Source organism: Bradyrhizobium sp. 17, assembly GCF_023073515.1.
Taxonomy (GTDB): domain Bacteria; phylum Pseudomonadota; class Alphaproteobacteria; order Rhizobiales; family Xanthobacteraceae; genus Bradyrhizobium; species Bradyrhizobium canariense_D.
Genome location: NZ_JADPJQ010000007.1, coordinates 43365 through 56563 on the forward strand (window position 1 = coordinate 43365; position 13199 = coordinate 56563).

The window sequence follows — 13199 nt, forward strand, 5'->3', positions numbered from 1 at the left end:
CACTCAAGACGCCGCAATCCGTTGATGGGCATTGATGTCCGAAGGTCGGCGAGCGTCGTAGGCGCGCTGGAGGGAAGAGGTGCAATGACAGGCGCGAACAATGCCTTCGTGGAGTTTCGCGGCGTTCAAAAGACCTATGACGGCGAGACGCTGGTCGTTAAAGATCTCAACTTGGACATCGCACGCGGGGAATTCCTGACGATGCTGGGGCCTTCCGGCTCGGGTAAGACGACGACCCTCATGATGCTTGCCGGATTCGAAGCACCCACCTATGGCTCAATCCTCCTGGCGGGGCACTCCATCGAGAAAATGCCACCACATAAGCGCGATATCGGCATGGTGTTCCAAAATTATGCGCTGTTTCCGCATATGACTGTAGAGGAAAACCTCGCGTTCCCACTCAAAGTACGCAAGCTTGGGAAGCTCGAGAGAGAGACTCGGATCAAGCGAGCGCTCGAAATGGTCCGGCTCGGCGCCTACGGCAGCCGCAGGCCTAGCCAGCTTTCCGGCGGACAGCAGCAGCGCGTCGCTCTCGCACGCGCGCTCGTCTTCGATCCCAAGCTCGTGCTGATGGATGAGCCGCTGGGCGCGTTGGACAAGCAACTGCGCGAGCACATGCAGCTCGAGATCAAGCATATTCACGAGACGCTCGGCGTCACGGTGGTCTATGTAACCCATGACCAGAGCGAGGCGTTGACCATGTCCGACCGCATAGCGGTGTTCAACGACGGAACCATTCAGCAACTTGCCGCGCCCGCCGAGCTTTACGAACGGCCGCAGAATGTTTTCGTCGCCCAGTTCATCGGTGAGAATAACCGGCTGCGAGGCAAGGTCGTCGCGATGAATGGTGGTACGTGCAGCGTGGAGCTCCCCGGCGCGGGCACCGTGCAGGCGTTGGCAGTCAACGTCGAAATTGGCGACCCGTCGGTGCTCTCGTTGAGGCCGGAGCGGGTGAAGCTAAATCCGGCGCTAGGTTCGCTGCCAAACGTCTTTAGTGCGAAGGTCCTAGAAGTCATTTATTTGGGCGATCATGTGCGCACCTGCCTCTCGGTCTGTGGTCATGATGATTTTGTGGTCAAGCTACCGAACTCGGAAGGTTCCGCACGGGTCGTGCCTGGTACGGTGATCACTATCGGTTGGGCGGCAGAGGATTGTCGGGCGCTCAGCCCGGCCTGAGGACAAAACCGCCTGGCCGGTCCAGGTTTGGCAGGATCTTTCGCGGCGCTTTCCAATTCTTTGGATGGCATAGAGGGGACAGAGCAGACGATGAAGAAGTCACTGATGAATGGTCTGGCCGCAATGGGCCTCACGGCTGGCCTGTTGGCGCAAATGAACGCCGCCATTGCTGGCGATCAGCTCACAATCACTGGGGGAGGTGGGTCCTTCCAGAAGATCCTCCGCGAAGTCGTTTTCGAGCCTTTCTCGAAGTCGACCGGGACCAAGGTCACTGACGCTGAGTATGATTACGGCACTGCAAAGATCCGCGCCATGGTCGAGACAAAGACGGTGAGCTGGGACATCGTCTACGCCGGCGAGGCCCAAACCCGGCAAATGTGCGACGAAGGTCTCATCGAGACACTCGACTGGAAAAAACTCGAAACATTCGGTCTTGACCGAGCCAAATTCGGGGATGCCAGCTACACGGATTGCGGGGTGCCGTCGACCGTCACGGGTGACGTCATCATGTACGACGCGAAACGACTGCCGAGCAGCCCGAAGACCATCGAGGATTTTTTCGATTTGAAAAAGTTCCCTGGAAAGAGAGGACTGAACAAAAGTCCTGTGGTCATTCTCGAATGGGCGCTGATCGCCGACGGCGTGTCCATCAACGACGTCTACAAGGTGCTCAACACACCCGAAGGGGTGGCCCGCGCTTTTAAAAGACTTGATACTATCAAGAAGGACGTAGTGTGGTGGACGTCAGGCGCCCAGCCGGCGCAACTTCTCGCCGACGGGGAGGTCGTCATGACTCACGTTTGGACCACCCGAGCCTATGATGCTAACAAGAACTCCGGCAAACATTTCGAATACATCTGGGACGCTGCACTTCAGGCCGGAAACGCTTGGGTGATTCCTAAGGGCTCTCCGAACATTGATGCTGGTTACAAGTTCCTCGCCTTTGCCGGTTCGGCCCACGTTCAAGCCGAGGTGGCGAACGGCACCTCAGCTGGACCAGCCAACAAGGACGCGCTGAAGCTTATTGATCCGGCTGTACGCCCGTACGTGACAAATGCACCGGAGCGTAGTGGCATAACTATCCAACGAGATACAAACTTCTGGAATGAAAAGGGTGACGAACTGCGACAGCGTCTTACCGCTTGGCTCGCACAATAAAGACACGGCAGGGACATTGAATCCCCGCGCCGCCCAGCCGATACATTCAGGGAGCACGATCCATGCCGACCACGGCCGTCGAAGTCAAAGGTGGACCGGAAGGCATGCTTCTGCGGTTCAAGTTGAAGCGGGTTGAGCGCCGCCAGAAGTTCAAGGCTTTCATTCTCGTGCTGCCATTGCTGCTGTTCATCCTGGTTGCTTTTGTCCTGCCGCTGGGCCGAATGCTGTTAACCTCATTCCATGACGACACGCTGCTCACTCTGATGCCGCGTACCATGTCAGCGCTTGACGGGTGGGACGGCAAAGACTTGCCAGACGAGGGCGTCTATGCTGCGTTAGCATTCGACCTAAAAGAGTCCTGGTCGCGGAAAACGGCTGCTGCAATCGGCAAGCGGATGAACTATGAACTGCCTGGGGCTCTCAGTCAGGTAATTTCTAGCGCCCGCAAGGCCAGCACGCTACAAGCGGGTCCTTTCAAGGGGGCACTTACAGATATAAATCCGCTCTGGGCACGTCATGACGTTTGGAGCCTTCTAAAGCGTGGAACCTCTGCCTACACCGCCTTTTATCTACTGCGCTCAGTCGATCTCCAATATGGTCCCGACAGTCAGATTGTATCCGCACCCCAGGAAAGCGCCATCTTTCGTGACGTGTTTCTGCGCACGCTTAGCGTTAGCGTTGGCGTCACAGTCGCAACCCTCCTGCTGGGCTTTCCACTCGCTTATCTGTTAGCCATTTTGCCGGCTCGGTCCAGCAACCTGCTAATGATCCTTGTGGTGCTGCCGTTCTGGACGTCGGTGCTGGCGCGCACGACTGCTTGGGTCGTACTCTTGCAGCAGCACGGTGTAGTCAACGAAGTGCTCATGACATTGCACGTCATATCTCAGCCGGCCGCGCTCATATTCAATCGATTTGGAACGATAGTGGCAATGACCCATATCCAACTGCCGTTCACACTGTTACCTATCTACAGTGTGATGAAGACAATTTCGCCCAATTATGTTCGGGCTGCCCGCTCGCTCGGCGCCGGCCCGTTCTACGCGTTCTGGACGATCTATTTTCCTCAAACGGCACAAGGAATCGCCGCTGGGTGCATGCTTACCTTCATTTTGTGTTTAGGCTATTATATCACTCCAGCGCTAGTCGGGGGACCAAGCGATCAGATGGTCGCTTACTTCGTTGCGCATTATACAAATGAAGACCTCAACTGGGGAATGGCCTCCGCATTTGGCGCGATCCTGCTTACCTCAACGCTGCTGCTCTACTTTGGTTTGAACAAGTTGGTTGGCGTCGAGCGGGTCAAACTAGCATGAGAACGGTCGCTGTCTCGCCGCTTCAGAAGATCTGGCACTATACACACCGGCTGATCTGCGGGGCTGTTATTCTTTTTTTGATCGCTCCGATCCTGGTAATCATTCCACTCTCCTTCAATTCTGTACCCTTCTTTACTTATCCGCTCGAGGGGTTTTCACTGCGTTGGTACGAGGAATTTTTCCTAACGCAGCGATGGCAGAGTGCGCTGAGCACTTCGGTTCTCGTGGCGACATCTGTGACAGCACTTTCCACCGCGTTAGGGACGCCGGCGGCACTTGGGCTTAGTCGACCGAGGTTTCCGTATCGTACTGCGGTGCTTAGTTTGTTGATTACCCCGATGGTTGTTCCCGCGGTGATTACCGCAGTGGCGATTTACTTCTTTTATGCCAATGTCGGGCTGCTCAACAGCTATGCCGGACTAGTCTTGGCGCATACCACGCTAGCCACGCCCTTTGTGGTTGTCGCTGTAACTGCCACGCTAACCGGCTTCGATTACTCCTTAACCCGCGCCGCTAGCGGCCTCGGTGCGACGCCGATCACTGTGCTCTTCAAGATCATTCTACCTGTCATCCTGCCAGGCGTTGCCTCGGGTGCGCTCTTCGCCTTCATAACTTCCTTCGATGAAGTCGTGATTTCCCTTTTCATTGCCAGCCCTGAGCAGCGCACCTTACCCATGGTTATGTTTTCCGGCATTCGTGAGGAGATCAGCCCAACGATTATCGCCGCTACCGCCGTGCTGCTGCTATTCTCAACCGTTATGCTCATCACCGTCGAACTGTTGCGACGTCGGTCCGAGCGGCTGCGCGGCATTCGTAAAACCTGAAGGGCTCCTCCGGGCGGCGCCGCTGTATCTGGTCACTTTCACCCTGTTTCTGAGCGATCGTCGCACGAATACGATCGCGATTTGGAGATCTCCATACTGGCCGACCTTGATGCGGCGGATACTCGCGGATCAGTCGTTCGGCGGAGTGAGCAAGCATGCAATCCCGACTGCGATCTGTATAGTACTACAAGACTCGATTGGCTCCTCTGAACGCGAGCGTCTCGCTCAGCGAAGTAAACAATAAACGGCCGAATATCGAGGCCCTCGCTTTAAGAGGCCGGGAACGCCCTTCGCATTATTTTTTCGAAACTAGCCACCTTTTGCGGCCATTGTGCGTAGATCGCGCCTTAAGTCTCCCTCTGTCACAGTGAGTAGAGTACGTCGGCGGCAGCCACTTTTGTGTCGGTATTCGGGGCCTGAGCTGGGCGCATGCGTAGCGTGTCGGATGGAGGACGTCATCGCGCACCGGGTAGCCCAACGTTGCGGGCAACGAACATAGTGCGCTACCTCCGTCTAGTCTCACACCTGACCAGACGATGCTTACCATCGTATCCATCTTTCGGCCGCTTCGTTGAATGCTCTGGAACGACAATCTGAACGCACGTTTCTCACAGGCAGCTTGATGGATATTGCTTTCACAAAACAAGAGCGAGCGTTTCGCGATGAAGTTCGCCAATTCCTGCGCGATCACGTGCCGCCGGAGACGCGTCGCAAGCTCATCGAAGGCCGAGATCTCACGAAAGACGAGATCGTCAGCTGGACGCGAACATTGAATAAGAAGGGCTGGGCTGTTCCGGAATGGCCCAAGGAATACGGTGGAACGGGATGGAGTCCTGCGCAGAGCTACATATTTGGTGAAGAATTGCAGATGTACCCGGTGCGCGGGTTGCCAAGTTTCGGGCCTGGCTTGGTAGCACCAGTGATCTATACGTTCGGGAACGAGGCGCAGAAACGGTATCATTTACCGCGCATTGCGAACGCCGATCATTGGTGGTGCCAGGGATTCTCGGAGCCCGGCGCCGGCTCAGACCTCGCTTCCCTCAGGACGCGAGCTGTGCGGAATGGCGATCACTACATCGTCAACGGCCAGAAGACCTGGACGACTCTTGCGCAATATGCCGACTGGATCTTCTGCTTGGTCAGGACGGACCCTCATGTCAAGAAGCAACTGGGCATCTCCTTCCTACTGATCGACATGAAGTCGCCCGGCATTACGGTGCGTCCGATTCAGCTTATCGACGGTAGCTACGAAGTGAACGAGGTCTTCTTCGACACCGTGCGAGTGCCCGTCACTAATCTTGTTGGCGAGGAGAACAAGGGATGGGCCTACGCCAAGTTCCTCCTTGGGAATGAGCGTTTCGGCATCGCTAGCGTTGGCTCTTCAAAAGAGCGTATCCGGCGCATTAAGTGCCTCGCCTCCTTATGCCGCGTTGGTGAAAAGATGCTGATCGACCAGGCCTCCTTCCGAGAGAAGGTTGCCGCACTTGAAGTTGGGTTAAAAGCGCTGGAGGTCACGCAGCTTCGCGTCGTCGCTAACGCATCAAAGCGACAGGAGTCCACGCAAGATCCTGCTAGCGCCATTCTCAAGATCAAGGGTTCGGAAATACAGCAAGCGACAGCTGAGCTTCTGCTTGAGGTCGTAGGACCCTACGCGCTGCCCTATGTGTCGCAAGATGATGGTGAGAACCTCGATGGGCCCCCGATCGGCCCTGATTGGGCCGCCCCTATCGCTCCAGCCTATTTTAATGCCCGCAAGGTCTCAATCTATGGGGGCTCCAATGAAATCCAAAAAAACATAATCGCCAAGGCGGTCCTTCGCCTCTAATGCCTGTTGCAGGTCGACTGCGTGAGGCGGACACACCGTTTCGGGGCAGATCTAACGGGCATTGCTCTAGTTCGGGAGGCTTAACTGGTGGACTTCGAGTTTTCGGAGGAGCAGCGGCTCCTCAATGACAGTATCGAGCGGCTCATGCTCGAAGATTACGCCTTCGATCATCGCCGCAAGTACCAGGGCGAGGAAGCTGGCTTTAGCGACGCGATGTGGGCTCGCTATGCCGAGCTCGGGCTTTTGGGATTACCGTTTCGCGAGGCATACGGGGGCTTCGGCGGCGGCGCGGTTGAGATGATGATAGTGATGGAGGCCTTCGGAAAAGCACTCATACTTGAACCCTATTTTGCGACAGTAGTGCTCGCTGCGGGCGCACTGCGCCATGGTGCAAGTGAAGCGCAAAAGGCAGAGTTGATCCCCGCGATTGTAGAGGGGCGGACGAAGTTTGCCTTTGCTTACGCCGAACCAGGGTCGAGATACGATCTCTTCGATGTTCGGACGGAAGCAAAACGGGACGGTGACGCGTGGTCGCTGAGTGGCGCCAAGACTCTCGTCCTCCACGGGGGGGCGGCCGACAAACTGCTCGTTTCCGCGCGAACAGCTGGAACAGCGCGCGAGAAGGATGGGATTGGTCTCTTTTTAGTTGCGGGTGACGCGCCAGGTGTAACGCGACGCAGCTATTGGACACAGGATGGCTTGCGCGCGGCCGAAGTCACGCTCGAGAGGGTGCGCGTTGAGCCGTTCGGCGTCATTGGAGATCCGTTCGGCGGATTCCCAATTATTTCCCGCGTGGCTGATGAAGCCGTAGCAGCGCTTTGCGCGGAAGCGGTCGGATGTTTTGCGAGAATGCAAACGATCACGCTCGATTATCTAAGGACGCGCCAGCAGTTCGGCGCGGCGATTGGTTCATTCCAAGTGCTGCAGCATCGTGCTGTCGACATGTTCGTCGAACTGGAGCAATCACGCTCCATGGCGATCTACGCTGCGATGATGGTAGCTGACGGTAATCCGGCGAAGCGCTCTCGAGCAATCTCAGCGGCGAAGGTCCAGATAGGACATTCGGCCAAAGCAATCGGCCAGCAATCGATCCAGCTGCATGGTGGCGTTGGTATGACAATGGAATACAGCATCGGTCACTACTTCAAGCGTGTGACCATGATAGACACCTTGTTTGGAGATACCGATCATCATTTGCGACGGCTTGCCTCTTTTGGCGGGCTGATCAACGAGGACGACGAGCAGAGTATGTAACCAGAGGGGTGGGTCATTGGAGTGATCGCAACTTCTCTAATCACGAGGACGAAAGGATAATCATGGCTCGCGTCGAAACGGCCTACATAGTCGGTGCATACGAGCATCCCACGCGAAGGGCGCCAGACAAGTCGGTGATGCAGCTTCACGCCGAATGCGCAGCTGGCGCCCTAGCCGACGCTGGGTTGAGTAAAGACGATGTCGACGGCTATTTCTCCGCTGGCGATGAACCAGGCTTTCGCCCCCTTCCGGTGATCGACTTCCTAAACCTGAAGGTGCGGCATTGTGACTTTACTGATATCGGGGGTTCCGCGCCTTTGCAGCACATCGCCCATGCCGCGCAGGCCATCGCGGCGGGTAAATGTAGCGTCGCGTTGATTACTTTAGCCGGCCGCCCTCGCACCGCATTCGTAGAGTCCCAACCAGACTTCACTCAGCCTGACTTGTTGTGGGAATGGCCGCTGCGGCAAAGGCTAGTCGATATCTACGCGCTTTGCGCGAGGCGTCATATGCATGAGTACGGGACCACTAGCGAGCAGCTGGCGTGGATCAAAGTGGCTGCCTCTCACCATGCGCAGCACAATCCGCATGCCATGCTGCCGAAAGTGGTGACCACCGAGGATGTGTTGGCGTCTCCAATGGTTTCCGAGCCGTTACATCGCCTTGATTGTTGCGTGATTTCTGATGGCGGCGGAGCCGTTGTAGTAACCCGACCAGAGATTGCCAAGAGCCTCCGGCGGCCCCGGGTGAAGATGATCGGGGCAGGTGAGGCCATTCAGGGACAGTCAGCTGGCGCGGTCGAGCTAACCGCCTCGGCGGCCAGGCAGTCAGGCGCCGCTGCGTTTGCAGAGGCTGGGGTCAGGCCGAGCGATATTCGATACGCCTCCATTTACGATAGCTTCACGATCACAGTGCTTATCGCATTGGAGGATCTCGGGTTCTGTGAAAAGGGACAGGGTGGCCGTTTTGTAACAGAAGGAAACCTGATCTCCGGCTGCGGTCGCTTGCCTTTCAATACTGACGGTGGTGGTCTGTGCAACAATCATCCCGCAATGAGGGGCGGAATCACAAAGGTCATTGAGGCGGTTCGCCAGCTGCGTGGCGAGGCCCATCCGGCCGTGCAGGTCAAGGATTGCGCCTTGGCGTTGGCGCATGGAACAGGATGGCTGATGGGTACTCGGCACAGCAGCGCGACCCTTATCCTGGAACGGGAGTAGTCCGATGATTGGCACAGAATTTATTGCACAGAGTCCAGAGACTAAGCCGTTTTGGGAGGCGGCGGCTGCTGGTCGTTTCGTGCTGCCACGATGCCGGCAATGCAGCAGAACTCACTGGTATCCCCGCGGCATCTGCCCGCATTGTCTGTCAACGACTATTGATTGGCAGGATTCACCGGGCGAGGGTGAGATTTACTCCTTCGCTATAAACCGCATGGGGAAAGAGCCATATGTGGTCGCTTATGTGGCGCTTACCGAGGGGCCGATCATGCTGACCAATGTGATAGATGCTGATCCAGGCGCACTGTCGATCGGCACGAGCGTAAAGGTGACATTCAAGCCAGCTGTTACACAAGCACCTGTACCTCTCTTCGTCGTGCGTTAGATTGGATAAACCGCGTCAGCTTGCTGAGAATGGCATCAACTTCGTCCCGAAAGGTCCATCTCCGTCTGTCGTGAACGGCGAGACCGGATAGAAGATGCGACCTCGATGGCTGGCAGTTATCTGTGGCCTCTCTCACGGACAGAGCAGTTGCGGCCTGATCCTAGAGGTCCCTTTGGGGACATCCTGCCTGACCCTGGTGGGCCGCTCCTCCGGGAGTGGCCCCCCTTGTGCCAGGTCAGCTTAGAGCCGGAGTCTTCCTAGGGAAGCATCTAGCCGAGAGACCAGCATCGCGAAGCTCGGACCTAGGCGGCACACTGGAGGACCGCCTGCCTGCGATCCGGGAGTGGTCAGTCGGAAAGGACAGGGCGGGCGCAGGGTGGTCCATTCTCCCGGCTGTTGTGATCGTGCTGCAAAGGAGCATCAGAAAGGCAGCGTCCTACGCTTGCCGATCGCTGCGAATGTGTGTGCGCAGCTAATAGCGGCCGCCCAACCGATCGTTCGGGCTTCGCTTCACTGGCAGTTAACGGCTCGGCGGCGCATCTCGCAGCTATCGCTCGCCGCTTTGAGAGCCATGCGGGAACGTGAGTGATGACGGCCTGCGATAGCCGGCCTATCGAGGCGAGTGCCGACCGTTTCAGAAGCTCTCGAGGGAAGCGATACGCCATGAACGACGCAAGTGTCAGATTCAACGACGGCATCAACGTCATCCTCATGCCGGCAAGCCACACCGCCCGATCGCCTCGTTACCAAAAATGCTGCATAACTCGCTTTTACGCCAACATTCTTGCGCCGACGCTCGTCGAGAGCTTCGCACAGCTGCTGAGACGTTGTTGCTTATTGTGGGAGCGACCTTCGTTCGTTCCGCAACTCTGCTTGAGCGCGTCGGTATGCCTCCGGAAGATAAACCTACTGCCATGAGCGATGCACGCCCGTCCCTGCCAAAGTTCAACGCCTCAAGCCAACGTCCCGGAATTTGTCACCATTACGAATCCGTGCCGCGCAATTGCTCGTCTGCGACGTCATCGGGCGCTGCTTCTTTCCAGCGTACTGATCCGAACGGACGCTCCAGCATACGTCGGACGCGAACAGGTTCATGACCGATGTGGAAGGCACTTGCCTGCCCATCTAGCGCTCGTTCCGATTGGGTTGCGCGGTTGCGCTGGCGCAAGTAATCAAGCCACGTAGGGCAGTGATAACGCTCGGTCCACAATTCGAGATCCGAAATATCTCGGGCAAGCGACCAGCCATAGGCTCCGTTGCGCTGACGGAATAGTTGGATGTCCTGCATCAAAGTGTGGAACGAGCGCGCGTTCTGTCGCGCGATTCGATATTCGATCTCCACGACAAGCGGCCCGCTGCGCTCCGTCAGGGCCAGCCTCACGCTTGGATCTTCAAGCATAGTAGGTTCTTCGTCCTGCGCGTTGACGCGCGGCATCGGCAGCCGGAACCCGAGCAGCGGAGAAACGAGCAGCGCGACAGCTGCGAACAGAAGCGCTACGCCGACTCCTGCAGAATCCGTCAGATGTCCCCAACCCCAACTACCGATGGCAATCCCCCCAGAACTGGCAGCTTGATAAGCTGCGAGTGATCGTCCTGCCACCCAGCGCGGCGCTGATAATTGCACGCCGATGCTAAACAGTACCCACGCCACGATCCATGCCGCCCCTGCTACAACCAGCGCAACCGCAGTCAGAACCGGTTCACGACTCAGCGCGACTGCAGCAACTGCCCCGCCCATGGACACAGCGCACGCACGGATCGCAGCCTCCCCGCTCAACCGCTTACGTATCTCCGTGATTTTGAGTGCGCCGATCACAGCCCCTAGACCAAAGGAGGCCAACATGATGCCATAGATTTCCGCACCACCGTGCAGAAGATCGCGCGCCACCAGCGGCATCAAAGCAAGGATCGCACCGCCGAAAACACCCATAAACATAGAGCGGATCAGGACGATCTTGATCGCAGGCGAATGAATGATGTAGCGTATGCCTGACACCATAGCACGGTGCAGGCTTTCGGGCGGCAACCGCGAGGGTTCACTGACGCGCTTCCAGAGAAGCAGAGCGATTACCAGCGGCAGATATAGGAGCGCGCTAAGCGCGAACGCAGCCACCGCGCCAGCGGCTGCAACGACGATTCCACCTATTACGGGCCCGACGCTACGCGCGATGTTGTAGCTGATGCCGTTAAGCGCTACTGCCGCGGGCAACGCTTCCGAAGGCACCTGTTCGCTTACGGAGGACTGCCAAGCCGGGTCTGTCAAGGCAACACCGCTGCCGACCACAAAGCAGAGCGCCAGCAGCAGGTTTGGCGTGGTTAGATCGAGCCAAGCAAGCGTAGTCAGGGCCGTCACGCCTGTAAACGAGACGCCGAGTGAGAATAGCATTACCATTCGACGGTCATACATGTCCGCGATCGCTCCGGCCGGCATCGAGATCAGCATGACCGGCAGCATCAGCGCCGTCTGCACCAGGGCGACCATCTCGGCCGTCGATGTCATCTGAGTCATCGCCCAAGCGGCACCCACCCCCCTGATCAGGGCGCCGAGATTGGAGAGCAGGCTTGCAAGCCATATCCGACGGAACGCGGCATGTTGGAATGGGGCGGTGATCCCGTCGGCGTTACCCGTCGGGAGTTTTGGTTTATCACTCATGTGAGTTTGGAGCTTACCTGTTCGATATTCTTACGGGGCGCAAAAAACATGATTCCGCAAAGTCGGCCTCTCTCAACCATCTAAGAAACTGGGGATGCAGTTTCCCGCAGACAGCGGCGATCAGACGGTGATAGAAGAGTCCTATCCTGGCGCGAGCTGACGATCTTCGGCTGAGAGCGGTAGAGCGGCGGTGTACCTGCGACCTGCTGCGCCTCAATAGTTCGATGAGCGGCCTCTAGTGGATTCATTTAGCGATTCCGAGTTGGCGACTTTCACGGCAACGGTTCGTGGACGTGAGTGTAAGTCGGCCTCTTAACGCCAGATCGAAGCCGCCTACTGAGCCGATCGTAGAGTAAAGCATTGCGTATTTTGCGCGTAATGTGCGCGTGGTTGATTGAAAAATGCGGCAAGTGCGGAGTTTGCTAACAGCATCAGAATCGCTACAGCCGGAGCCAATGAAACCTATGTAGGCTTCGCCACGACTCACTAAACCATTTCGGGAACATCCGAAATAAGCATCGTAGCTCTCGCTAAGTGGCGGGGTATAAAATGTTTGGAGGAACATCCGCTCCGCCGTCTTCGCGCGGCACGCGTCTTGGCGCTGTGACGCGTCCGCGCACACGAGCACAGCCATGCACGCAACAGGCGGAGCATGAATTGATCGCAGCAGCTACGCGCGCACTCGGAGATGCAGCTACAATTCTGCCGATCGACGATGCGAGGGCACGGTTGTTGTTGAAGCTGATTCGACTGTGCGCGGCCGTCGTCGGCTGTGCGTCCGGCGCTGTTCGCTGGCTGAACGGGGATTGCTATACCGGTTGTCGGGAATTGCCACTGGAATCGCGAAGCCTGCCTTCACCCGATCCATTACAACCAATGTCTTGAAGCTTTTGACATCCCGGTTTTCGTAGAAGAACCGTTGCGTAAACTCCTCGTACTCTTCCATCGTATGGGCGGCAATATAGAGTGCGAAGTCTGCGTCGCCGGTAATGTAAAAGCCATTGATGACTTCTACTGACGCTTTGATGGCCTTCTTTAACCGATCTACGACATCAGAACGCTTGCGTTCCAGTGTCACCAGTACCAGCATTTGTAGGGGCCATCCCACTGCCTTCGCCGAAACGATTGACACATCGGCCTCGATGATTCCCTCCGAACGAAGCCGCTTCAGTCGACGCTGACATGCGGTTGTCGAAAGACCAACCGCTTCAGCCATCACCTCGCAGGTCACACGGTTGTTCTTTTGTACGATCTCGAGGATGTGGGCGTCTATTCGGTCGTATTGCATATCCAGGGCTCCGGTCAATTCCAAGCTAGTGGGGTGCCTGGTACTTGTAATAGAGCAATTTGGCTGTATTGTCCTATATTAATTGCATGACAAGTGATGCAGAACA

Annotated in this window: 9 protein-coding genes and 1 pseudogene; 8 read left to right on the forward strand and 2 right to left on the reverse strand. The window is 57.0% G+C overall.

What is annotated here, in order from left to right; translation table 11 throughout:
- The first annotated feature begins 84 nt into the window (after window positions 1-84).
- From IVB13_RS00670 to IVB13_RS00705, 8 genes are all read left to right on the forward strand, one after another.
- A complete protein-coding gene (locus tag IVB13_RS00670; protein ID WP_026233547.1) occupies window positions 85-1176 on the forward strand; it encodes an ABC transporter ATP-binding protein in 1092 nt (363 codons plus the stop codon).
- Between the two features lie 90 nt (window positions 1177-1266).
- Entirely contained in the window at window positions 1267-2334 is a 1068-nt protein-coding gene (locus tag IVB13_RS00675; protein WP_247392861.1) for an ABC transporter substrate-binding protein, read from the forward strand.
- Between the two features lie 62 nt (window positions 2335-2396).
- Window positions 2397-3647: an ABC transporter permease gene (locus IVB13_RS00680; RefSeq protein ID WP_018458277.1), complete on the forward strand. Its 1251-nt coding sequence runs from the start codon at window positions 2397-2399 to the stop codon at window positions 3645-3647.
- The gene (locus tag IVB13_RS00685) at window positions 3644-4471 is read left to right on the forward strand and encodes an ABC transporter permease (protein ID WP_247487309.1); all 828 of its coding nucleotides are present in this window, start codon (window positions 3644-3646) and stop codon (window positions 4469-4471) included. The genes IVB13_RS00680 and IVB13_RS00685 overlap by 4 nt, the downstream gene beginning before the upstream one ends.
- Window positions 4472-5093: 622 nt before the next feature.
- A complete protein-coding gene (gene pimC / locus IVB13_RS00690) occupies window positions 5094-6296 on the forward strand; it encodes a pimeloyl-CoA dehydrogenase large subunit (protein ID WP_247487311.1) in 1203 nt (400 codons plus the stop codon).
- Window positions 6297-6383: 87 nt separating this feature from the next.
- Entirely contained in the window at window positions 6384-7550 is a 1167-nt protein-coding gene (locus tag IVB13_RS00695; RefSeq protein ID WP_247487313.1) for an acyl-CoA dehydrogenase family protein, read from the forward strand.
- Window positions 7551-7612: 62 nt separating this feature from the next.
- Window positions 7613-8767 carry a thiolase domain-containing protein gene (locus IVB13_RS00700; RefSeq protein ID WP_018458281.1) on the forward strand — a complete coding sequence of 385 codons (1155 nt, stop codon included), beginning with the start codon at window positions 7613-7615 and terminating at the stop codon, window positions 8765-8767.
- 4 nt (window positions 8768-8771) lie between these two features.
- Window positions 8772-9152 (forward strand): OB-fold domain-containing protein, encoded by a 381-nt coding sequence (locus tag IVB13_RS00705; RefSeq protein ID WP_083926517.1) that lies wholly within the window; start codon window positions 8772-8774, stop codon window positions 9150-9152.
- A 982-nt stretch (window positions 9153-10134) separates the two neighbouring features.
- Here the strand turns inward: IVB13_RS00705 and IVB13_RS00710 are convergent.
- Both IVB13_RS00710 and IVB13_RS00715 read right to left on the reverse strand, forming a co-directional pair.
- The gene (locus IVB13_RS00710) at window positions 10135-11805 is read right to left on the reverse strand and encodes an MFS transporter (protein WP_018458282.1); all 1671 of its coding nucleotides are present in this window, start codon (window positions 11803-11805) and stop codon (window positions 10135-10137) included.
- Between the two features lie 832 nt (window positions 11806-12637).
- Window positions 12638-13093: pseudogene (locus IVB13_RS00715) on the reverse strand (Lrp/AsnC family transcriptional regulator); the annotation flags it as partial.
- Window positions 13094-13199: the final 106 nt, after the last annotated feature.